The organism is Naasia sp. SYSU D00948 (assembly GCF_017916515.1).
Classification (GTDB): Bacteria; Actinomycetota; Actinomycetes; order Actinomycetales; family Microbacteriaceae; genus Naasia.
Genome location: NZ_JAFMTA010000001.1, coordinates 2,605,503 through 2,628,043, shown reverse-complemented (window position 1 = coordinate 2,628,043; position 22,541 = coordinate 2,605,503). Strand labels below are relative to the sequence as shown.

Sequence of the window (22,541 nt, the reverse complement as noted above, 5' to 3'; positions counted from 1 at the left end):
CGTGACCGCGGTCACACGGCTCCTCCCCGGTCCCGCGGAGAGCCGGGACGCCGACGATCCCGAGACGCGCGACTGGCTCGCCGAGCTCTACGCGCCGGCGGCCCCGTCATCCGTCCGCCTCAACTTCGTCGCGTCCATCAACGGCTCGGTCGTCGGACAGGACGGCACCTCGGAGTCGCTCAGCAGCCGCCTGGACCGGCGCATCCTCGGCGTCATCCGCCAGCACGCCGACGTCGTTCTCGTCGGGGCCCGGACGGTGCGCCGCGAGGGCTACCTCGCTCCGAAGCACGCCCGGCTGGCGGTGGTCACCCGCTCGGGCGACCTGACCGGCCACCGCCTCGGGGAGACGTTCCTCCGGCCGCTCATCCTCTGCCCGGAGGCGGCGATCCCCCTCGTCAGGCGCCAGATGCGCAGCGCGGCCGTCGAGATCGTCCCCCTGCGCTCCTCGACGCCGGATCCCGTCGAGGTGCTCGGCGCCCTCCGCGACCGCGGCCTGCCCGGCGTCGTCTGCGAAGGCGGCCCGACCCTGGCCGGGAGCCTGCTCGACGCAGGCCTCGTCGACGAGCTCTGCCTCACCACGAGCCCGATGCTGCACGCGCCGGGACTGCCCCTGCTGCCGGGGCTCCGCCGCACCCTCCCCGCTTCCCTCCGCTCGCTCCTCGCCGACGACGGCGGGTACCTCTACGCGCGGTGGGGACTCGAGAGGGGTCAGGCCGCGGGCTGAGCCTCGTCGTCGGCCCCTGCAGCCGCCGCGCGCTCGGCGAGCCAGGCGGCGATCGAGGACTCCCACCGCTCGCGGTCGAAGTTCCAGAGCTTCGTGTGCCTCGCCGTCTCGAAGCCGACGAAGGTGACGAGATCGGGCCGGGCGGCCGCGAGCTCGCGGGAGCCGTTCGACGGCACGTACCCGTCGTCGTCGCTGTGCAGCACGAGCACGGGCACGTCGAGCTCGCCCGCGCGGGCCACGAAGTCGAGCCGCGCGAGGTCGATGGGGTGCGCCTGCCCGGTCAGCGGCCGCGCCCAGCGCGAGCTCAGCAGCGTGAGGACGCCGGACTTGACCGGACCCGGCAGCGACATCCCCTCGCCCTGGTAGAGGAGGGTCTCCACCCAGTTGACGACCGGCGACTCGAGCACGACGCCGGTGATCACCGACCGGAGCCGCGATCTCGTCACGGCCTGCAGCACGGTCGCGCCGCCCATCGACCAGCCCATCAGGACGATCTCCTCGGCCCCGCGGTCGAGCGCGAAGAGCATCGCCGCCTCAACGTCGAGCCACTCGCGGTCCCCGAGGGCGTAGCGCCGGTCCTCGCTCGGCGGCGCCTCGCCGTCGTTCCGGTAAGAGATGAGGAGCGAGTTGTAGCCGGCGTCCCGGAAGACCGGGATGGCGCGGATCGTCTCCTGCCGGAGCGTCGCCCGGCCGTGCACCTGGATCACCCAGCGGGTGGACGGGTCGGGTGCGGGAACGAGCCAGGCGGGGGCCGCGCCGAGGGAGGTCTGCACGCGGACCTCCTCGAACGGGACTCCGAGCTCCTTCGGGCTCAGGTAGAGCCAGCCGCTGAAGCGCCCGGTGCCCGCGGTCGCGAGGTCGCCGAAGTCGACGGCGAGGACCTCGCGGGTCACGCTGCCGAGACCGCGGTCGACGATCTCGCCCAGGCGGGCGTGCCCCTTCCCCTGGTCGAACCAGAAGGAGTAGTGCCCGGGCAGGAGCGAGTCCTGCGTGACGCTGAGGGAGACGGTCGACGCCTCGGAGTCGTAGGAGAGGACCCGGGTGTCCTGCACCCGGCGCCGGGGCGGCACGACGACGCTCCGCGCGACCCGGGTCGTGACCGCTCCGCCCCACAGCGCCGCGGCGGTCGCGAGACCGCCCAGGGCCACCGCGACGCCGGCCAGCGTGCGCGCCCTGCGTCCCACCGATTCGCCTCCGATCGTTCGCTCCACGGTACCAACAGGGGCCGCGCACCTTCCGGCGCGGCTCCTCGCCCGACCCACCGCCCGGGAAGCCCGTCCATCCGGATCGGATCGGCCTAGTCTTCATGCCGTGGGCGCATCCCGAGACACCACTCCCCCCGCCGAGTTCGCCGAGGCGCTGGAGTCCATCGAGCGCGCTCGCGTGCGGCGGGACGTGGTGATCGAGTCGATCCCGGCCCCCACCGGTCTCGCCCCCTGGTCGGTCGCGCTCTCGGCCGACGTGAACCCCACGCCCCACGGGGTCGAGCTGGACCTCGGCACCGGGCGCCTCGTGCTCCTCTACGACGAGGACGAGCCCGAGGCGTGGGGCGGCCGCTTCCGCATCGTGTGCTTCGCGCAGGCCCCGCTCGAGCCGGACATCGGGCTCGACCCCTTCCTGGCCGAGGTCACCTGGTCCTGGCTGACGGATGCGCTGGACACCCGAGGCGCCCAGTACACCGCGGCCTCCGGCACCGCGACGAAGATCATCTCCACGGGCTTCGGCGAGCTCGCCGCCCAGGGCGACGGCGCCAAGATCGAGCTGCGCGCGTCCTGGACGCCGCTGGAGTCGGACGTCTCCGCTCATGTGGAAGGCTGGACGGAACTGGTCTGCATGCTGGCGGGGCTTCCCCCCGGCGCTGAGGGAGTCACGATGCTGTCTGCGCGGCGAGCCGCCCGTGGCTGACGCGTCCCCGGAATCCCCGACCGAGGGCGCTCCCGCCGCTCCTCCCCTGCCCACCGCGCGGCCGCTCGCGCCCGTCGAGGTCACCGACACCAGGGCCGGGTACCTCCGAGCCGTCTCCCTCCTCACGCACGGCACCGGCCCCGTCGCCGTCGACGCCGAGCGCGCGAGCGGCTTCCGCTACTCGCAGCGCGCCTACCTCATCCAGGTGCACCGCCGCGGCGCCGGCACCTTCCTCTTCGACCCTCCCGCCATCGGCGACTTCCGCGAGCTCGAGGCCGCGATCCGCGGGGAGGAGTGGATCCTGCACGCGGCGAGCCAGGACCTCGCGTGCCTGCGCGAGGTCGGCCTCGACCCGGAGCGGATCTTCGACACCGAGCTGGCCGCCCGCCTGCTCGGGTTCTCCCGCGTCGGGCTCGCCTACGTGGTCGAGGAGCTGCTAGGCCTGCACCTCGCGAAGGAGCACTCGGCGGCGGACTGGTCGACGCGCCCCCTGCCCGACTCCTGGCTCGTCTACGCCGCGCTCGACGTCGAGCTGCTCGTCGACCTCCGCGACAGGATGGTCGAGCTGCTCGAGACATCCGGCAAGACCGCGATCGCCCAGCAGGAGTTCCAGGCCGTGCTCGACCGGGAGGCGACGGTGCGCGCCGAGCCGTGGCGGCGGCTGTCCGGCGTCCACACGATCAAGGGCCTGCGCGGCCTGGCCGTCGCCCGCGAGCTCTGGCGGGCCCGCGACGACCTCGCGCGCACGCTCGACGTCTCCCCCGGTCGCCTCGTGCCCGACGCGTCGCTCGTCGCCGCCGCTCGGGCCCTGCCCAAGACCAAGCGTGACCTGGCCGCCCTCCGCGAATTCTCCGGCCGCGCCAGCAGGAACGAGCTCGACCGCTGGTGGGCCGCGATCGAGCAGGGCCTGACGACCGAGGACCTCCCGCAGCTGCGCGTCACCGGCGACCCGATGCCCCCGCCGCGCGCGTGGGCAGACCGGAACCCGGATGCCGACCGGCGCCTGAAGCGGGCGCGCCAGGCGGTGACGGCGATCGCCGAGGACCTCGACCTCCCGGTCGAGAACCTGATCACCCCGGACACGCTGCGCCGCGTCGCGTGGACGCCGCCGGAGCCGGTCGACGCCGACTCCGTGGCCGCCGCCTTCGCCGCCCTCGGGGCCCGTCCGTGGCAGGTCGAGGCGATCGCCGGACCGGTCGCGGAGGCCTTTGTCGCGGCCCGCCAATCCCCCGATGCGGCGGAGAGCGCCGCTTCGTAGGAAGGGTCAAAGGATTTGGGGCGCCGACCCCGATCCGTAGGCTTCTGCGTGCCCGCTGCGGCGCCGTGCGCCCAGCCGCCGCGTCGTGCCGGGACAGGGCACTCGAGGCAGTCGAGCGAACAAGGGAGTCATCGTGGCCGAGGGAACCGAGGTCGTCTTCGTCGACGGGGTCCGCACCCCGTTCGGGCGGGCCGGCGAGAAGGGCATGTACTGGGGCACCCGCGCCGACGACCTGATCGTGAAGGCCATGATCGGCCTCCTCGAGCGGAACCCGTCGCTGCCGAAGGACCGCGTCGACGACGTCGCGATCGCCGCGACCACGCAGCAGGGGGACCAGGGACTCACCCTCGGCCGGACCTCCGCGATCCTGGCGGGTCTTCCGCAGACGGTCCCCGGCTACGCGATCGACCGGATGTGCGCCGGCGCGATGACGAGCGTCACGACCACCGCGGGAGCGATCGCCTTCGGCGCCTACGACGTCGCCATCGCGGGAGGCGTCGAGCACATGGGCCGCCACCCGATGGGTCTCGACGCGGACCCCAACCCCCGCTTCCTCGCCGAGAAGCTGGTCAGCGCCGACGCGCTGAACATGGGCAAGACTGCGGAGCGCATCCACGACCGCTTCCCGCACCTCACGAAGGAGCGGGCGGACCGGTACGCGATGAACAGCCAGCACAAGCTGGCCGCCGCCTACGCCGCCGGGAAGATCCAGAAGGACCTCATCCCGATCGCGGTGCGCAGCGACCAGGGCTGGGGGCTCGCCACGCAGGACGAGGGCATGCGGCCCGAGACGACGATGGAGGGCCTGGCCGGCCTCAAGACGCCGTTCCGCCCGCACGGCCGCGTCACCGCGGGCAACTCCTCCCCGCTGACCGACGGTGCGACCGTCGCCCTGATGGCGAGCTCGAAGGCGGCCAAGGAGTTCGGCCTCAAGCCCAGGATGAAGCTCGTGAGCTTCGCCTACGCAGGCGTCGAGCCGGAGGTGATGGGCCTCGGCCCGATCCCCTCGACCGACAAGGCGCTGCGCAAGGCGGGACTCACGATCGACGACATCGGCCTCATCGAGCTCAACGAGGCCTTCGCCGTCCAGGTGCTCGCCCTGCTGGACCACTGGGGCGTCGACGACGAGGACCCGCGGGTGAACCGCTGGGGCGGCGCGATCGCCGTCGGCCATCCGCTCGCGGCCTCCGGCGTCCGCATCATGAGCCAGCTGGCCCGCCACTTCGAGGACTACCCGGAGGTCCGGTACGGCATCACGGCGCTCTGCATCGGGCTCGGTCAGGGCGGCACCGTCGTCTGGGAGAACCCCAACTGGAACGGCAAGAAGTGGAACAGCGGGCGACTCGGCAAGGAAGCCAAGGAGCTCGCCGCGCGCAGGAAGGCGTCCAAGTGACCGACTACTCCGCCATCGACTTCAGCGACCTCGCGGAGGGCTCGCCCGACGAGGTCGTGACGCACTCCTACGTGCGGGACGTCCGGCTGCCGAGCGGCCGCCTCCTCGCGCTGATCACGCTCGACAACGGGCGCGACCACACGCGCCCCAACACGCTCGGCGCCAACACCCTCCTGGAGCTCGGGCGCGTCTTCGACGAGCTCGCCGAGCGCGCCGGGCGCGGCGAGATCCACGGCGTGGCCGTCACGGGCAAGCCGTTCATCCTCGCGGCGGGCGCCGACCTCAGCCGTGTCGGCGAGATCCCGTCCCGCGAGGTCGGCCGGAAGTTCGCGCAGCTCGGGCACTTCGTGTTCGGCAAGCAGGCGACGCTCGGCGTGCCGTCGTTCGTGTTCATCAACGGCCTCGCCCTGGGCGGCGGGCTCGAGATCGCCCTCAACGCCGACTACCGGACCCTGGACGCCTCCGCGCCGGCGATCGCGCTGCCCGAGGTGTTCCTCGGCATCATCCCCGGCTGGGGCGGCTCCTACCTCCTGCCGAACCTCATCGGCATCGAGAACGCCCTCAAGGTCGTGATCGAGAACCCGCTCAAGCAGAACCGGATGCTGTCCGCGGACCAGGCGTTCGAGATGGGGATCGCGGACGCGAAGTTCCCGGCCGCGACCTTCCTCGAGGACTCCCTGCGCTGGGCCGACGGCGTGCTCGGCGGCAGCATCACGGTGAAGCGGCCGAACAGGCCCGGGAAGCTCGAGCGCCTCGCCAAGTGGGATGTCGCCATCGGCATCGCCCGGAAGAGCCTGGAGAGCAGGATCGGGACCGTTCCCAGGTCCCCCTACGCCGCCCTCGACCTGCTCAAGGCTGCGAAGAGCACGACCAGGGAGAAGGCGTTCGAGGCCGAGGACGAGGTCCTCGCCGACCTGATCGCGGGCGACCAGTTCGCCGCGAGCATCTATGCGTTCGAGCTCGTGCAGAAGCGCGCCAAGCGACCCGTCGGTGCGCCCGACAAGGCGCTCGCCCGCAAGATCACGAAGGTCGGCGTCGTTGGCGCCGGCCTCATGGCCACGCAGTTCGCGCTGCTGTTCCTGCGCCGCCTCCAGGTGCCCGTGGTCATCACGGACCTCGACCAGGCCCGCGTCGACAAAGGTCTCGCCACCATCCGGAGCGAGATCGACGCGCTGCTCGGCAAGGGACGCATCGACGGTGATGAGGCCAACCGGCTGAAGGCACTGCTGCACGGCACGACGGACAGGGCCCACTTCGCGGACTGCGAGTGGGTCATCGAGGCCGTGTTCGAGGAGCTCTCGGTCAAGCAGGACGTGTTCGCCGACATCGAGCGGTACGTCTCCCCCGAGACCGTGCTCGCGACGAACACCTCGTCGCTGTCCGTGGAGCGGATCGGCGAGAAGCTCCAGCATCCGGAGCGCCTCGTCGGCTTCCACTTCTTCAACCCGGTCGCGGTGATGCCGCTGGTCGAGGTGGTCCGCGCCCCGAGGACCGACGACGCCACTCTGAGCACGGCGATGGTGACCGCCCAGGCGCTCAAGAAGAACGCCGTCATCACGCGGGACACCCCGGGCTTCGTCGTCAACCGCATCCTCGCCAAGGTGCTCGGCGAGGCGATGCACGCCGTCGACACCGGCACGCCGTTCGCCACCGTCGACGAGGCGATCCGCCCGTTCGGCCTCCCGATGACGCCCTTCGTGCTGCTCGAGCTCGTCGGGCTCAAGGTGGGTGCGCACGTCCTCGACACGCACCATGCCGCCTTCCCGGACCGCTTCTTCCGCAGCGAGAGCCTGCACCAGCTCGCCGAGCTCGGCCGCATCTACGAGAAGGACGGCAAGGGCGAGATCAAGGGCATCGACAAGCGGGCGCAGCGGATCGTGGACGCCCAGCACGAGGGCAGGGGCACGGCGATGAGCGCCGAGGAGCTGCGGGCGCGGTTCGAGGACGGCCTCGCCGACGAAGTGCACCGCATGCTCGAGGAGCAGGTGGTGCCCGGGCCCGAGGACATCGACCTGTGCCTCATCCTCGGCGCGGGGTACCCGTTCCACATGGGCGGCCTCACCCCGTACCTCGACCGGGTCGGAGCGTCGGAGCGCGCCTTCGGCGGCACGTTCCACACCCCGCCGATCCGCGGCGCGGCGCACCGGACCCAGGAACCCGCCCCCGTCGCGTAGTCCCCCTCGGATCGGCCCGCGTCGTGCGACACGGGCCGATCCGGCGTTTCCGGGCCGGCGTTTCGGCCCGCGACTGCCGGAACGGCCCCGGTTGCGCAAGCCCCGCCCCCGGGCGCGGTCAGCGCGGCGCAACCGCTTAGCCTTGACCGGGACGTTCCGCAGCCTGCTGGCCCCGCCCGGGATCCTGCTCATCCGCCGTGCCCCGGCGTCCCCATCTCAGAGAGAGCACCATGAGCACCACCCTCGTCCCGCCCACGACGGCGAGCGCCCGACTCGAGTCCATCTTCGACGACGTCCTGCGCCGCAACCCCGGCGAGACGGAGTTCCACCAGGCCGCCCGGGAGGTCTTCGACTCCCTGGGCCGCGTGATCCAGAAGCACCCGCAGTACGCCGAGGCGGCGATCCTCGAGCGGATCTGCGAGCCCGAGCGGCAGATCATCTTCCGGGTGCCGTGGGTCGACGACGCCGGGCAGGTGCAGATCAACCGCGGCTTCCGCGTCGAGTTCAACTCCGCGCTCGGACCCTACAAGGGCGGGCTGCGGTTCCACCCGTCCGTCCTGCTCGGCACCGTGAAGTTCCTCGGGTTCGAGCAGGTGTTCAAGAACGCGCTCACCGGGATGCCCATCGGCGGCGGCAAGGGCGGCAGCGACTTCGACCCGAAGGGGAAGTCCGACAACGAGGTCATGCGCTTCTGCCAGTCCTTCATGACCGAGCTCTACCGCCACATCGGCGAGTACACGGACGTGCCGGCGGGCGACATCGGCGTGGGCGGCCGCGAGATCGGCTACCTGTTCGGCCAGTACAAGCGCATCACCAACCGCTACGAGTCGGGTGTGCTGACGGGCAAGGGCGTCGGCTGGGGCGGCGCGCTCGTCCGGACGGAGGCCACCGGCTACGGCGCGACCGTCTTCACCGAGGAGATGCTCCGGACCCGCGGCGAGGACTTCGACGGCAAGCGCGTCCTCGTCTCCGGCTCCGGCAACGTCGCGCTCTACGCGATCGAGAAGGTCCAGCAGCTGGGCGGCATCGTGGTCGGCTGCTCGGACTCGTCCGGCACCGTGTACGACGAGAAGGGTCTCGACCTCGGCCTCCTCCGTCAGGTGAAGGAGGTGGACCGGGGCCGGCTGTCCGACTACGCCGAGGCCCGCGGCGCGGATTCCGACTACCGGGCCGGGGCGCGCATCTGGAGCATCGCGGAGTCCGTGCGCGTGGACGTCGCGCTGCCCTGCGCCACGCAGAACGAGCTGGACGAGGCGGACGCGCGGACGCTCGTCCGCAGCGGCGTGCTGGCGGTGGCCGAGGGGGCGAACATGCCCTGCACGCCGGAGGCGGTGCGGGTCTTCGCGGAGTCGTCGGTCCTCTTCGGCCCCGGGAAGGCGGCGAACGCGGGCGGCGTCGCGACCAGCGCGCTCGAGATGCAGCAGAACGCGTCCCGCGACTCGTGGTCCTTCGAGCACAGCGAGCAGCGGCTCCACGAGATCATGGTCGGCATCCACGAGCGCTGCGCCGCCACCGCGGACGAGTACGGCGAGCCGGGCAACTACGTGCTCGGGGCGAACGTCGCCGGGTTCACCCGCGTCGCGGACGCGATGCTCGCGCTGGGCGTCATCTAGTCCGGATCCCAACGCGGGCCGGAGCGGCGCATCCGGGCCGGCACGGCGGCCCAGGATCTCCGGTACGGCCCCGGTTGCCGAGGCAACCCCTCGGCGGCGTCCGGGGGCGCTTGTACGGTGGCGGTATGGCCGTCCAGTACTACGTCGCCTCATCCATCGACGGCTTCATCGCCGACGCCGACAACAAGATCGACTGGCTGCTCCAGTTCGGCATGGAGCCGTACCAGGAGCACTACGACCGGTTCATCGCGGGGGTCGGCGCGATCGTGATGGGGTCGAAGACCTACGAGTTCCTGCTCGACGAGGGCACCGAGTCCTGGCCCTACGCCCAGATCCCGACCTGGGTCGTCACCCACCGCGAGCTGCCCGCGATCGAGGGCGCGGACGTCCGCTTCGCCGCAGGCGATGTCGGGCAGGTGATCCAGGATGCGCGTGAGGCGGCCGGGGACACGAACGTGTGGCTCATGGGGGGCGGCGACGTCGCGGCGCAGGCCGCGGACCTCGAGCTCGTGGACGAGTTCCACCTCACGCTGATGCCGATCATCCTCGGCAAGGGCGCTCCCCTGCTGCCGCTCGCGGAGCCGACCCGGCCGCTCGCGCTGCTGCGCCACACCCTGTTCGAGTCGGGCGCCGTAGAGCTCGTGTACTCGTACCACGCGGCCGGCTGACCGTCCGCTGCTGCGCGGATCAGGGAAACACCCCGGCGACTGACCCTCGCCCTCTGCGCGGATCAGGAACCCCTCGCCGCGACCCGGCGTGTTCTCCTGATCCGCGTGCGAAACCGCCGGAATCCCCTGATCCGCGTGCAATCTCCTGATCCGCGCGAGTGGGCACGGTGCGGACGGACGGGTGCACCAGCGGGGGGCGCGCGGGCTAGAGCTCGGTGTGCTCCTCGACGGCCGGGCGGTGCTCCTGCACCGGGCGGGCCACCGGGATCTTGGTGCCCAGGACCTGGGCGACCAGGTCGCGGGCGATCTGCTGCGGGGTGAGGCCCGCCCGCTCCAGGATTTGGGCGCGCGAGCCGTGCTCGAGGAACTCGTCCGGGAGGCCCAGCTCGGTGAGCGCGGTGTCGACGCCCGCCTCGCGCAGGTCCTGGCGCACCCGGGTGCCGATGCCGCCGACCCGGATGCCGTCCTCGAGCGTGGCGACGATGCGGTGCTCGCGCGAGAGCTCCACGACGCTGCGGGGCACCGGCACGACCCAGCGCGGGTCGACGACCGTCGCGCCGATGCCCTGCGCCTCCAGCCGGTCGGCGACCTCGAGCGCGAGCCCGGCGAGCGGACCGACCGCGACGAGGAGCACGTCGTTCTGCGTGCCGACGCGGAGCACGTCGACGCCGTCGGGGGTTCGGTCCACGGCCGGGATGTCGTCCGCAGCGGCCCCCTTCGGGAACCGGATCACGGTCGGCCCGTCCTCGACGGCCACGGCCTCGGCGAGCTCCTCGCGGAGCCGGCTGGCGTCGCGCGGTGCGGCCAGCCGGATGCCGGGCACGACCTGCAGGATCGCGAGATCCCACATCCCGTGATGGCTGGCCCCGTCCGGTCCCGTCACCCCGGCCCGGTCGAGCACGAAGGTGACGCCCGCGCGGTGCAGCGCGACGTCCATGAGCACCTGGTCGAAGGCGCGGTTCACGAAGGTCGCGTAGAGGGCGACGACGGGGTGCAGTCCGCCGAACGCGAGACCCGCCGCGCTCGTGGCCGCATGCTGCTCGGCGATGCCCACGTCGTAGACCCGGTCCGGGTACTTCTCGGCGAGGGCGTGCAGCCCGGTCGGCCGCAGCATCGCGGCGGTGATCCCGACGATCCGCTTGTTCCGGTCGGCGAGCCGGACGAGCTCCTTCGAGAACACCGAGGTCCAGGACGGGGAGCCGGGCGCCTCGAGCGACTCGCCCGTCTCCGGGTCGATCTGGCCGACCGCGTGGAACTGGTCCGCCACGTCCTGGAGGGCGGGCTGGTAGCCGCGGCCCTTCTGAGTGATGACGTGGACGATGACGGGCAGCTCGTAGTGCTTCGCCTGCCGGAACGCCTCCTCGAGGGCGCCGATGTCGTGCCCGTGCACCGGTCCGATGTACTTGATGTCGAGGTTCGAGTACATCCCCTGGTTGCCCGCGACGCGGCTGAGGAAGCCGTGCAGCGCACCCCGCGTGCCGCGGTAGATGGCGCGGCCCGGCTTGCCGAGCCGGTCGAAGAACCGCCGCGACGAGAGGTAGAGGTCGCGGTAGGAGCGCCGCGTCCGCACCTCGTTGAGGAACCGCGCGAGCCCGCCGATCGTGGGCGCGTACGAGCGCCCGTTGTCGTTGACGACGATGACGAGGCGACGGTTGTTGTCGTCGCTGATGTTGTTCAGGGCCTCCCAGGTCATCCCGCCGGTGAGCGCCCCGTCGCCGACCACAGCGACGACGTGCCGGTCGTCCTGCCCGGTCACGGAGAAGGCGCGCGAGATGCCGTCGGCCCAGGAGAGCGAGCTGGAGGCGTGCGAGCTCTCGACGATGTCGTGCTCGGACTCGCTCCGCTGCGGGTACCCGGCGATGCCGCCCAGCTGACGCAGCCGGGAGAAGTCCTGGCGGCCCGTCAGCAGCTTGTGCACGTACGACTGGTGCCCGGTGTCGAACACGATGGGGTCCTTGGGCGACTGGAACACCCGGTGCATCGCGATCGTGAGCTCGACCACGCCGAGGTTCGGACCCAGGTGGCCGCCCGTCTTCGACACGTTGGCCACGAGGAACGAGCGGATCTCGTCCGCGAGCCGGACGAGGTCCTCGCGGCTCAGGGCGTCGAGGTCTCGCGGTCCGCGGATCGTCTCGAGGATGGCCATCTGTTCGAGTCTAGACATCGACCGCTGGGAGGCCGCGCGGAGCGGCCTCCCAGAATCGAGGTCAGGCGACGAGCGACCGGAGGACGTACTGGAGGATGCCGCCGTTGCGGTAGTAGTCCGCCTCACCGGGGGTGTCGATGCGGACGACGGCGTCGAACTCGATCGTCTGCTTGCCCTCGGGAGAGTGCTCGGTCGGCTCGGCAACCACATGCACGGTCTTCGGAGTCCTGCCCTGGTTCAGTTCCTCGATGCCCGTGATCGACACCTTCTCGGTGCCGTCGAGGCCGAGGCTCGCCCAGGTCTCCCCCGCCGGGAACTGCAGCGGGAGCACGCCCATGCCGATGAGGTTCGAGCGGTGGATGCGCTCGAAGCTCTCGCAGATCACGGCGCGGACGCCGAGCAGTCGCGTGCCCTTCGCGGCCCAGTCGCGCGAGGACCCGGAGCCGTACTCCTTGCCGCCGAAGATCACGAGCGGGGTGCCCTCGGCCGCATAGTTCTGCGCGGCGTCGTAGATGAACGACTGGGGCGCGCCGTCCTGGGTGAAGTCGCGGGTGTAGCCGCCCTCGACGCCGTCCAGAAGCAGGTTCTTCAGCCGGATGTTCGCGAACGTGCCGCGGATCATCACCTCGTGGTTGCCGCGCCGGGATCCGTAGGAGTTGAAGTCCTTGCGGTCCACGCCGTGCTCGAGCAGGTACCGGCCGGCCGGGCTGTCCGCCTTGATGCTTCCGGCGGGGCTGATGTGGTCGGTGGTCACCGAGTCACCGAGCTTCGCGAGCACCCGCGCGCCGGCGATGTCCGTGACGGGCGCCGGCTGCAGCTCCATGCCCTCGAAGTACGGGGGCTTCCGGACGTAAGTGGAGTTCTCGTCCCACTCGAACGTCGCGCCGCTCGGCGTCGGCAGGGACCGCCAGCGCTCGTCGCCCTCGAACACCGCCGAGTACTGCTTGTCGAACATGCCGGTGTCGATCGCCGAGTCGATCGTCGCCTGCACCTCGGCCGCGTCGGGCCAGATGTCCTTCAGGTAGACGGGATTGCCGTCCCTGTCGGTGCCCAGCGCGTCGTTGTCGAAGTCGAAGTGCATCGACCCGGCCAGGGCGTACGCGACGACGAGGGGCGGGCTCGCCAGGTAGTTCATCTTCACGTCCGGGTTGATCCGGCCCTCGAAGTTGCGGTTCCCGGAGAGCACCGCGGTGACGGCGAGGTCGTTCTGCTGCACCGCCTCGGAGATCTCCTCCTCGAGCGGGCCGCTGTTGCCGATGCACGTCGTGCAGCCGTAGCCCACGAGGTAGAAGCCCAGGTCCTCGAGCGGGCCCATGAGGCCGGCCTTCTGGTAGTAGTCCGTCACGACCTTGGAGCCGGGCGCGAGGGTCGTCTTCACCCATGGCTTGGCCTTCAGGCCCTTCTCGCTCGCCTTCTTGGCGAGCAGGCCCGCGGCGAGCATGACCGACGGGTTCGACGTGTTGGTGCACGACGTGATCGCCGCGATCGCGACGGCGCCGTGGTCGAGCGTGAACTCGCCGTACTGGCCCGTCACCTGCACCGGCTTCGAGTACTTCTGCGGGGCCGCAGCCTGGTAGCCCCTCTCGAACTGGTGGTGGTGGCTGATCTCGTCGGCCTCCTCGTGGTCCTCGTCCTGCGGGCTCAGCGCGATCGGGTCGGACGCGGGGAAGGTGCCCTCCGCGGCGGCGTCGACGAGCGTGTGCGCGCCGGGGGCCGCGTAGTCGGCGAGGTCGTGCTCGAACTGGCTCTTCGCGACGCTCAGCTCGATGCGGTCCTGAGGACGGCGCGGACCGGCGATGGAAGGGACGACGGTGCCGAGGTCGAGCTCGAGGTACTCACTGAACTGCGGCTCGTTCGAGGGGTCGTGCCAGAGGCTCTGCTCCTTGGCGTACGCCTCGACGAGCTGGACCTGGGCCTCGTCGCGCCCGGTGAAGCGCAGGTAGTCGAGCGTGACGGCGTCGATCGGGAAGATCGCCGCGGTGGAGCCGAACTCGGGGCTCATGTTGCCGATCGTGGCGCGGTTGGCGAGCGGCACCTCGGCGACGCCGGCGCCGTAGAACTCGACGAACTTGCCGACGACCCCGTGCTTGCGCAGCATCTGGGTGATCGTGAGCACCACGTCCGTGGCGGTGACGCCGGCGGGGATCGAGCCGGTCAGCTTGAAGCCGACCACCTTCGGGATGAGCATCGACACGGGCTGGCCGAGCATCGCCGCCTCGGCCTCGATGCCGCCGACGCCCCAGCCGAGCACGCCGAGGCCGTTGACCATCGTGGTGTGGGAGTCGGTGCCGACGAGCGTGTCGGGGTAGGCCTGCAGGGCGCCGCGCACCTCACGGGTGTAGACGACGCGGGCGAGGTACTCGATGTTGACCTGGTGGACGATGCCCGTGCCGGGGGGCACGACCTTGAAGTCGTCGAAGGCGGTCTGGCCCCAGCGGAGGAACTGGTACCGCTCGCCGTTGCGCTCGTACTCGATCTCCACGTTGCGCTCGAAGGCGTCCGGCTGGCCGAAGAGGTCGGCGATGACCGAGTGGTCGATGACGAGCTCGGCGGGGGCGAGCGGGTTGATGCGGGTGGGGTCTCCCCCGAGCATGGCGACGGCCTCCCGCATGGTGGCGAGGTCGACGATGCAGGGGACGCCGGTGAAGTCCTGCATGACCACGCGGGCGGGCGTGAACTGGATCTCGGTGTCCGGCTCGGCGGAGGGGTCCCAGCCGCCGAGGGCGCGGATGTGGTCGGCGGTGATGTTCGCGCCGTCCTCGGTCCGCAGCAGGTTCTCGAGCAGGATCTTGAGGCTGTACGGCAGCCGCTCGTACCCCTCGACCTTGTCGATCCGGTAGATCTCGTAGTCGGTCCCGCCGACCGAGAGGCGGTCCTTCGCCCCGAAGCTGTTCACCGTGGACATGTCGTCCTCCTCCGTCGCGAGGGCGGCGCTCCGCCCAGGTCGATTGTGTCCCGCCGACTGCCCGAACGCCACGGTGACCCGGTGGGGGTTGACCCACCGGAGCCGCCTTGCCCCCTCGGAAGATATCTCGACGTCGAGATAAATCTACCTCACAAGCCGGTGGCGCCCCCGCGCTGCGCCGCCCGCGTGTGCGCCGGGAACGCGGCCCGGACGATCAGCCACGACAGCACCAGCAGCGGCGCGAACAGCGGGATGCCCATGATCAGCTTGAACGTGCCGAGCAGCTCGACCTGGCCCGAGTAGTAGAGGGGAAGCTGCACGAGCAGGCGCAACGCGAACAGGCCGACCCAGAGCAGCGTGAGCCCCTGCATCGCGACGAACTTCCGCCGCTCCTTCCGCCAGGCGGTGCCCTCGCCGAGCAGGAAGCCGACGGCGAGGCCGATCAGCGGCCAGCCGACGAGCACCGAGGCGAGCAGGACCCCGCCGTAGACGGCGTTCTGGATGAGCCCCAGGACGAAGTTGTCCTCGGGCCGCCCGGTGATCAGGGCGAGCGCGGCGGAGACCACGGCGGCGAGGAGGCCGCCCACCGCCGGCGCCACCGGGCTGCGCTGGAGCGCCCTCAGCCCGACGAACGCCGCGGCGAGGCCGACCGACACCCCGAGCGCGAGCGGCAGGTTCGTCAGGGCGAAGAGGACCACGAACACGAGGCCGGGCACGAGGGACTCCAGGATGCCGCGGATCCCCCCGACGGCCTCGAGCACGCTGCGGCCCGTGACCGGACCGGCGGCGCGATCGAACCCGGCGCGCCTCGCGGCCTGCGCCAGGGCGTCCTCGACGCCCGGAGCCCGGTCGTCGCGGCCGGCCGTCATCCGGCCCCGTTCAGCTGCGTCCCGGTCGCGGGACCGGCCGCCTGCGCGGGCACGTGGAGCGGGATCAGGTCGCGCGGCGGCATCGGGGTCGAGCCCCGCACGACCACGACGCTGCGGAAGAGGTCCTCGATCTGGGCCGCCGCCTGCGGGTTGACGGCACCCTCCCCCGCGATGACGCCGCGGAGGAACCAGCGCGGCCCGTCGACGCCGATGAAGCGCGCGAGGCGCGCCGTGGGCGGCTGACCGGGACCGGCGGACACCGGGATCTCCGCGAGGAGCTCCGGACCGAAGGGCCCGTTCGCCTCCTGCGTGGTGCCGCCCTGCCGGCGGATCTGGTCCGCGATCTGGGCGCGGATCTCGTGCCACAGCCCGGCAGAGCGCGGCGCGGCGAACGGCTGCACCTGCAGCGTCGACCCGGCGTAGTCGAGTCCGACGGCCACGACCCGCTTCGTGCCCTCTTCGACCTCGAGCCGCAGGTGCAGGCCCTCGCGGGGGACGATCTTGACGCCGCCGAGGTCCACGTACGGGCGGACGGCGTTCGCCTCGCTGACGTCGAAGGGCCCGTTGATCGCCCGGTCGTCCGGCGCCGACTTCGGCTGCGAGAGGTCCTCGGGGCTGTCGCTCACGACTGCTGTCCTTCCTGGCCGGCAGGTGCCGGCGATGTGTATCCGGTCGATCCGAAGCCGCCGGTGCCCCGGGCGGAGCCCGGCAGCGCGTCGACGGGCACGAACCGGACGGGCGGCACCGGCATCACGATGATCTGCGCGATGCGGTCGCCGGGGCTGATCCGGTAGGGCTCGGAGCGGTCGGTGTTGAGCAGGGTGACCCGGATCTCGCCGCGGTAGCCGGCGTCCACGGTGCCGGGGCTGTTGACGATCGTGATGCCGTGCCGGGCGGCGAGCCCGCTGCGCGGCACGACGAAGGCCGCATAGCCCTCCGGCAGGGCGATCGCGACGCCCGTGCCGACCGTCGCCCGCTCCCCCGGCCCGAGCACGACCTCCTCGGCGGAGACGAGGTCCGCTCCCGCATCGCCGGGGTGCGCATAGGCGGGGATCCGGTCGCCCGTGATCAGCACCGGCACGCTCTGCAGCACGGAACGAGGCTAGTGGATTGCGTCTGGTGGAATGAGGTGTGACCTACCGAGAACGCCTGTGGCCCTCTGCGTGGATGTACCTGGTGGCGCTGCTCCTCGTGCCGGCGAGCCTGCTCGTCTTCACGCCCATCTCGCTGGCCGCGGGGATCGCGGTGGGGATCGGGCTCTTCGGGGCGGCCGTGCTCGGGCTGATCCGCTGGGCCCCGGTCATCGAGGTGGCCGACGGGGAGTTCCGCGCGGGCTCGGCGCGCATCCCCCTCTCCTTCACGGCGGATCCGGAGGCCTTCCGGGGCGCCGCGGCGACCGCGGCGCGGGGCGTGGACCTCGACGCCCGCGCGTGGCTGTGCCTGCGCGGCTGGGTGGACCCGGTCGTCCGGGTGCACATCACGGACCCCGCCGATCCCGCGCCCTACTGGCTCGTCTCCACCCGGCGCCCCGAGGAGCTCGTCGCCGCCCTGCGGCAGGGGGGACAAAGAGAAACCCCGCCTGCCACGTGAGTGGCGGCGGGGTCGTCCGGGTCGGGCTCGTCAGGCCAGGCACTCCTGGCAGACCGGGCCGAGCTTCGTCTCCTCCGAGAGCTGCGAGCGGTGCTTCACCAGGAAGCAGGACACGCAGGTGAACTCGTCCGCCTGAGGCGGAAGGACGACGACGTCGAGGTCGAGGTCGGAGAGGTCCGCACCGGGGAGGTCGAAGCTGCCGGGGTTGTCGGCGTCCTCGACGTCGATGACCGCGGCGAGCTTGTCCGGGACGCGCTCCTTCAGAGCTTCGATCGACTCGGAGTCATCGTCCGTCTTGCGTGGGGCGTCGTAATCGGTCGCCATTCCCATCCACTTCTTCGCTATCCGCCGGAATCGGCGGAGACAGTGTGATCCATCGGCCTATCGATTGCAAACCAGGGGGCGCGCCCGAGGCCGACTCCCGATCAACTCGCGGCACGCCCCACCTATTCCGCGGGAAACGCCCCACCCGATGCCATCCTGAGGACGACCAACGGGAGGCGACAGGCATGCAGAATCTGAAAGCCGTCGCCGTCGAGCACGGGGCCATCGTGGCCACCGCAGAGGACGGCACAGAGTTCCGTATCCAGCTCGACGACGAGCTCCGCTCCAAACTCCGGGGCACACCGACGGGAAGCATCGCGACCCGCCGTTCCACTCCTCGCGAGATCCAGACCTACATCCGCGGCGGCATGTCCGCGGAGCAGGTCGCCAAGTACACGGGCGCCGCGCTCGAGTACGTGCAGCGGTACGAGGGACCGATCCTGGCCGAGCGCCAGTACATGGTGGAGTCCGCCCTGGGCGTCCCCGTGCTGTCGGCTCGCGCGACGGAGGACCCGGACGGCGACCCGCTCACGTTCGGATCGGTGCTCGAGGAGCGCCTGGAGCAGCTGTCCGCGACGGGGACGCGCTGGGCGAGCTGGAAGGAGCCCGAGGGCGGCTGGATCGTGAAGCTGAGCTTCACCGCCGACGGCATCGACCACGACGCCCGCTGGGCGTTCGACCCCAAGAAGCAGCACCTCACCCCGCTCAACGGCGAGGCGACCGCGCTGTCGCAGCAGGACGACATCGGCTCGACCCTCCTGCCCCGCCTCCGGGCGGTCGCGCCCGAGCCGCCGGACTCGTCCCGCTTCGACTCGGCCGCGTTCGAGTTCCCGCTCGAGGAGGGCGACATCCCGGACCCGGTGGTTCCGGTCGACCAGACCCCCACCGGGCGGATCCGCATCCCTCCGCGCACCGGCTCCCTGCCGGTCATCCGGGGCGAGCAGCCTCCGGCGCCCGAGCCGGCGGACACGGCGGACCTCCTCGAGGCGCTCCGCCGTCGTCGCGGCGAGCGTGAGGCGGCCTCCTACGAGGACGAGCAGCCCCACACCACGCCGGCGGCGCCCGGCGGGCTCCGGGTGCTGGAGCGCGCCCGGACGGAGCAGGTGGACACGACCGAGGTCCGGCCCAAGACGGCTCCGGTGACGACGAAGACCGGCCCGGTGCCGAAGCGCCGCGGGCGGACGTCGATGCCGAGCTGGGACGAGATCGTGTTCGGGGCGAAGCCGGAGGACGACCCGGCCTGACGGCTCCGCCGCCCGTGTCAGCCCGAGAACCGGAGCAGGGGGACGCGCGTCTCCTCGGGAGTCCACGACCCGTGCTGGCCGATCATGGCCCGCGAGCCGACCGTCGCGGTGCGGGTGTCGTAGTAGGCGACGGAGCCGCGGGCGGCGACCAGGATGTCGCCGATCCGCGGCTCCACCTCGGCGTCCACCGCGCCGAACCAGCCCTCGGCCACGGCCTCCGCTCGGCTGCGCACCCAGGCCCGGGTGCCCTCGGCGGCGCGCCACCGCTCGAGCAGAGCGGTGCGATCGCCGCCGGCGAGCTCCGGCTCGAGGTAGAGGTGGAGCATCCGCGGCTCCCCCGCCACGTGCCGGACGCCGTCGATGAGCTCGTGGTGCTCGTCGATGAGCACGTGCCGGTGGCCGGGGACGTCGAGGATGCCGTGGTCGGCGGTCACGAGGAGCCGGTCGCCCCGACCCAGGGCGGGCAGCGCCGCGGTGAGCGAGGAATCGGCCTCCTCGAGCGCCGCGGTCCACTCGTCCGACTGCCAGCCGTCCGCGTGCGCGGCCTGGTCCAGCTCGGGGATGTACAGGTAGACGAGCGTGCCGGGCGCCGACCGGACGGCCTCGAGCGCCGCCTCGAACCGGTCCTCGATCGAGTCCCCCACCACGTACTCGGCGCCGCGCAGGGTCGCGCGGGTGAACCCGGACGAGCGGTACCGCTTCGCGCCCACCGCGACGGCCCGCAGGTCGCCTGTCTCGAACACGGTCGGCATCCGCTGCCACGTCAGCGGGTCGACACTGCCGTCGCCCCAGCCGTTCAGCTGGTTGACGACCCGGTCCGTGTCCGGATCGAGGACGGAGTAGCCGACGACCCCGTGCCGGCCCGGCGGCTCGCCGGTCATCAGCGTGGTGAGGGCGGCGGCGGTCGTCGTCGGGACTCCCGTCGAGATGACCGAGGACTTGGTGAGCGCGCCGCCCATGGTCCGGGCATGCCCCTTGCGCGCCTTCAGGGCGGAGGCGCCGAGCCCGTCCACGACGACGACGATCACCGACCGGGCCTCGGGCAGTCCCAGGACGTTCGGTCTCCCTTCGAGGGCGGCGACACAGCTGGGGAGAACGGCGTCGAGCTCCGGGCCTCCGCGTACCATGAGGGACACCCGGGTCAGTCTGGCACAGCGGCCCTGACCATCCCCGAGCCGGCCCGACGGCTCCCGTCGCGCCCTCCCGGCGCGGATCGAGCGAACGGCAGAACGAGCATGCGACGAGAGCGGCGCGCGCGATGACGAGCACCCAGGTTCCCCCCGGCGGGACCGAGCGGATCGAGGACGTCGACGTCTCCTCCGAGATGCAGGGGTCGTTCCTCGAGTACGCCTACTCGGTCATCTACTCCCGCGCCCTTCCGGACGCCCGCGACGGGCTCAAGCCGGTCCAGCGGCGCATCCTGTACCAGATGGCCGAGATGGGCCTCTGGCCCGACCGCGGCCACGTGAAGTCGGCCCGCGTCGTCGGCGAGGTCATGGGCAAGCTCCACCCCCACGGCGACTCCGCGATCTACGACGCGCTCGTCCGCCTCGCCCAGCCCTTCACCATGCGGCTGCCCCTCATCGACGGGCACGGCAACTTCGGGTCCCTCGACGACGGCCCCGCCGCCTCCCGCTACACGGAGGCGCGCCTCGCGCCGGCGGCCGTGGCGATGGTCGAGGACCTCGGCGAGGACGTCGTGGACTTCGTGCCGAACTACGACAACCAGCTCACCCAGCCGGACGTCCTGCCCGCCGCGTTCCCGAACCTCCTCGTGAACGGCGCGAGCGGCATCGCGGTCGGCATGGCCACCAACATGGCCCCGCACAACCTCATCGAGGTGGTCGCGGGGGCCCGGCACCTCATCGAGAACCCGGATGCCTCCCTCGAGGACGTCATGCGGTTCATCCCGGGCCCCGACCTGCCGGGCGGCGGCACCATCTCGGGCCTCGACGGCATCCGCGAGGCGTACGCGACGGGACGCGGCACCTTCCGCACGCGCGCCCGCGTCTCCATCGAGAACATCACCCCGCGCAAGGTCGGGCTCGTCGTCACCGAGCTGCCCTACCTCGTCGGGCCGGAGCGCGTGATCGAGAAGATCAAGGACGGCGTCAACGCCAAGAAGCTCCAGGGCATCTCGGACGTCAACGACCTCACGGATCGGAAGAACGGGCTCCGCCTCGTCATCGGCATCAAGACCGGGTTCAGCCCCGAGGCCGTGCTCGAGCAGCTGTACCGGTACACGCCCCTCGAGGAGTCGATGAGCATCAACAACGTGGCCCTCGTCGACGGCGGCCCGCGCACCCTCGGGCTGCTCGACCTGCTCCGCGTCTACATCGGCCACCGGGTCGAGGTCGTCACACGGCGCACCCGCTACCGCCTCGCGCGGCGCCGCGAGCGGCTGCACCTCGTCGAGGGCCTCCTCATCGCGATCCTGGACATCGACGAGGTCATCCAGGTCATCCGCGGCAGCGACGACAGCGAGCAGGCGCGGACCCGCCTCATCGACGTCTTCGACCTCTCCCATGTGCAGGCCGAGTACATCCTCGAGCTGCGCCTGCGCCGCCTCACCCGGTTCTCCCGCATCGAGCTCGAGGCCGAGCGGGATGCTCTGAAGGAGGAGATCGCGTACCTCGAGGAGCTGCTCGGCAGCGAGCAGCGCATCCGCGAGGTGGTGAGCAACGAGCTCGAGGCCACCGCGGACAAGTACGGCACCCCGCGCAGGACGCTGCTGACCGAGGCCCCGCCGTCGCTCGCCGGCAGCTCCCGCGGCAAGAAGGCGTCCTCCCTGGAGATCGCCGACGTGCCCTGCGTCGTCGTGCTCTCGACGACCGGCCGCGCGGTCCGGATCGACCTGCCGGAGGACGGCGAGCTGCACCGCCCGTCGCGCCGCAGCAAGCACGACGCCCTCCTCTCCCAGGTCCCGGCCACCAGCCGCGGCGAACTCGGCGCGCTCACGAGCACCGGGCGCGTGGTCCGGTTCTCCCCCGTCGACCTGCCGGTGGTCCCCGGCAACTCCGTGCAGCTGGGGGCGGGCGCGAAGATCGGGGAGTACCTCTCGCTGCCGAAGGGCGAGCGCGTCGTCGCCCTCGTGTCGCTCACCGCCGACTCGCCGATCGCGCTCGGCACCCGCGAGGGCGTCGTCAAGCGCATCGTCCCGGGGATGTACCCGAACCGCCCGGACTTCGAGGTGATCGCCCTCAAGCCCGGTGACGAGGTCGTCGGCGCGGCCCAGTGCGGCGACGACGCGGAGCTCGTGTTCGTCGCCTCCGACGCCCAGCTCCTGCACTTCCCGGCGTCCACCGTGAGGCCGCAGGGCGTCGCGGCCGGCGGCATGGCGGGCATAAACCTCGGCAGCGGCGCGCGGGTCCTCTTCTTCGGCGCGGTGCCGAAGCCGGAGCACGCCGTGGTCGCCACGATCTCGACCGGCTCGGGCACCCTCCCGGGCGCCGACCCCGGCCGCGCCAAGGTCTCGCTCTTCGTCGACTTCCCTGCGAAGGGCCGCGCGACGGGCGGCGTCCGGGCGCACGGGTTCCTGAAGGGCGAGGACGGGCTGTCCCTGGCCTGGGTGGGCACCGACCCCGCCCTCGCGGTGGGACCGGACGGCAGCGCGCGCACCCTGCCCGAGCTCGGCGCACGGCGGGACGCCTCCGGCTCCCCGCTCGACGGCGTCGTGGGGTCGATCGGCTCGGCGCTCGGGTCCTGAGGCACCGGCGGCCAAGCGCCGT

At 71.9% G+C, this 22,541-nt stretch carries 18 protein-coding genes; 10 read left to right on the top strand and 8 right to left on the bottom strand.

Translation table 11 applies throughout. The annotated features are described in order from the left end of the window. Window position 1 precedes the first annotated feature (1 nt). Entirely contained in the window at window positions 2–724 is a 723-nt protein-coding gene (locus tag J3P30_RS12290; protein WP_210481308.1) for a dihydrofolate reductase family protein, read from the top strand. Here J3P30_RS12290 and J3P30_RS12285 read toward each other — a convergent pair. Then, window positions 709–1,908 carry an alpha/beta fold hydrolase gene (locus J3P30_RS12285; protein WP_307807494.1) on the bottom strand — a complete coding sequence of 400 codons (1,200 nt, stop codon included), beginning with the start codon at window positions 1,906–1,908 and terminating at the stop codon, window positions 709–711. The genes J3P30_RS12290 and J3P30_RS12285 overlap by 16 nt on opposite strands. 127 nt (window positions 1,909–2,035) lie before the next feature. Between J3P30_RS12285 and J3P30_RS12280 the strand changes: the two genes are divergently transcribed. From J3P30_RS12280 to J3P30_RS12255, 6 genes are all read left to right on the top strand, one after another. Further along, the gene (locus J3P30_RS12280) at window positions 2,036–2,629 is read left to right on the top strand and encodes a DUF3000 domain-containing protein (protein WP_210481307.1); all 594 of its coding nucleotides are present in this window, start codon (window positions 2,036–2,038) and stop codon (window positions 2,627–2,629) included. Between the two features lie 46 nt (window positions 2,630–2,675). Next, window positions 2,676–3,887: an HRDC domain-containing protein gene (locus tag J3P30_RS12275; protein WP_246853347.1), complete on the top strand. Its 1,212-nt coding sequence runs from the start codon at window positions 2,676–2,678 to the stop codon at window positions 3,885–3,887. A 133-nt stretch (window positions 3,888–4,020) separates the two neighbouring features. Next, window positions 4,021–5,280, top strand: coding sequence for a thiolase family protein (locus J3P30_RS12270; RefSeq protein ID WP_210481305.1), 1,260 nt, complete (start codon window positions 4,021–4,023; stop codon window positions 5,278–5,280). Continuing rightward, complete coding sequence (locus tag J3P30_RS12265; protein WP_210481304.1) at window positions 5,277–7,454, top strand: 3-hydroxyacyl-CoA dehydrogenase NAD-binding domain-containing protein; 2,178 nt, start codon at window positions 5,277–5,279, stop codon at window positions 7,452–7,454. The genes J3P30_RS12270 and J3P30_RS12265 overlap by 4 nt, the downstream gene beginning before the upstream one ends. Window positions 7,455–7,684: 230 nt before the next feature. Continuing rightward, complete coding sequence (gene gdhA, locus J3P30_RS12260) at window positions 7,685–9,067, top strand: NADP-specific glutamate dehydrogenase (RefSeq protein ID WP_210481303.1); 1,383 nt, start codon at window positions 7,685–7,687, stop codon at window positions 9,065–9,067. A gap of 125 nt (window positions 9,068–9,192) precedes the next feature. Continuing rightward, window positions 9,193–9,735 carry a dihydrofolate reductase family protein gene (locus tag J3P30_RS12255; protein ID WP_210481302.1) on the top strand — a complete coding sequence of 181 codons (543 nt, stop codon included), beginning with the start codon at window positions 9,193–9,195 and terminating at the stop codon, window positions 9,733–9,735. A 205-nt stretch (window positions 9,736–9,940) separates the two neighbouring features. Here J3P30_RS12255 and dxs read toward each other — a convergent pair whose 3' ends face one another. The 5 genes from dxs to dut form a co-directional block, all read right to left on the bottom strand. Further along, the gene (gene dxs, locus J3P30_RS12250; protein WP_210481301.1) at window positions 9,941–11,881 is read right to left on the bottom strand and encodes a 1-deoxy-D-xylulose-5-phosphate synthase; all 1,941 of its coding nucleotides are present in this window, start codon (window positions 11,879–11,881) and stop codon (window positions 9,941–9,943) included. Window positions 11,882–11,942: 61 nt separating this feature from the next. Continuing rightward, window positions 11,943–14,786, bottom strand: coding sequence for an aconitate hydratase (locus J3P30_RS12245; RefSeq protein ID WP_210481300.1), 2,844 nt, complete (start codon window positions 14,784–14,786; stop codon window positions 11,943–11,945). A 149-nt stretch (window positions 14,787–14,935) separates the two neighbouring features. Further along, window positions 14,936–15,655 carry a DUF3159 domain-containing protein gene (locus J3P30_RS12240; protein WP_210481299.1) on the bottom strand — a complete coding sequence of 240 codons (720 nt, stop codon included), beginning with the start codon at window positions 15,653–15,655 and terminating at the stop codon, window positions 14,936–14,938. Continuing rightward, complete coding sequence (locus J3P30_RS12235; RefSeq protein WP_210481298.1) at window positions 15,652–16,281, bottom strand: DUF3710 domain-containing protein; 630 nt, start codon at window positions 16,279–16,281, stop codon at window positions 15,652–15,654. The genes J3P30_RS12240 and J3P30_RS12235 overlap by 4 nt, the downstream gene beginning before the upstream one ends. After that, window positions 16,278–16,748 (bottom strand): dUTP diphosphatase, encoded by a 471-nt coding sequence (gene dut, locus J3P30_RS12230; protein WP_210481297.1) that lies wholly within the window; start codon window positions 16,746–16,748, stop codon window positions 16,278–16,280. Before dut ends, J3P30_RS12235 begins: the two co-directional genes overlap by 4 nt. Window positions 16,749–16,786: 38 nt before the next feature. On the opposite strand from dut, the gene J3P30_RS12225 reads away from it, so the two are divergent. Then, window positions 16,787–17,245, top strand: coding sequence for a DUF3093 domain-containing protein (locus tag J3P30_RS12225; RefSeq protein WP_307807493.1), 459 nt, complete (start codon window positions 16,787–16,789; stop codon window positions 17,243–17,245). A gap of 30 nt (window positions 17,246–17,275) precedes the next feature. Here J3P30_RS12225 and J3P30_RS12220 read toward each other — a convergent pair whose 3' ends face one another. Further along, window positions 17,276–17,569: a DUF4193 domain-containing protein gene (locus J3P30_RS12220; RefSeq protein WP_210481296.1), complete on the bottom strand. Its 294-nt coding sequence runs from the start codon at window positions 17,567–17,569 to the stop codon at window positions 17,276–17,278. 185 nt (window positions 17,570–17,754) lie between these two features. On the opposite strand from J3P30_RS12220, the gene sepH reads away from it, so the two are divergent. Next, window positions 17,755–18,813: a septation protein SepH gene (sepH, locus tag J3P30_RS12215; protein WP_210481295.1), complete on the top strand. Its 1,059-nt coding sequence runs from the start codon at window positions 17,755–17,757 to the stop codon at window positions 18,811–18,813. A gap of 17 nt (window positions 18,814–18,830) precedes the next feature. On the opposite strand, the gene J3P30_RS12210 is transcribed toward sepH, so the two are convergent. Beyond that, the gene (locus tag J3P30_RS12210; RefSeq protein ID WP_210481989.1) at window positions 18,831–19,940 is read right to left on the bottom strand and encodes an alkaline phosphatase family protein; all 1,110 of its coding nucleotides are present in this window, start codon (window positions 19,938–19,940) and stop codon (window positions 18,831–18,833) included. A 131-nt stretch (window positions 19,941–20,071) separates the two neighbouring features. Between J3P30_RS12210 and J3P30_RS12205 the strand changes: the two genes are divergently transcribed. Next, the gene (locus J3P30_RS12205) at window positions 20,072–22,519 is read left to right on the top strand and encodes a DNA topoisomerase (ATP-hydrolyzing) subunit A (RefSeq protein WP_210481294.1); all 2,448 of its coding nucleotides are present in this window, start codon (window positions 20,072–20,074) and stop codon (window positions 22,517–22,519) included. Window positions 22,520–22,541: the final 22 nt, after the last annotated feature.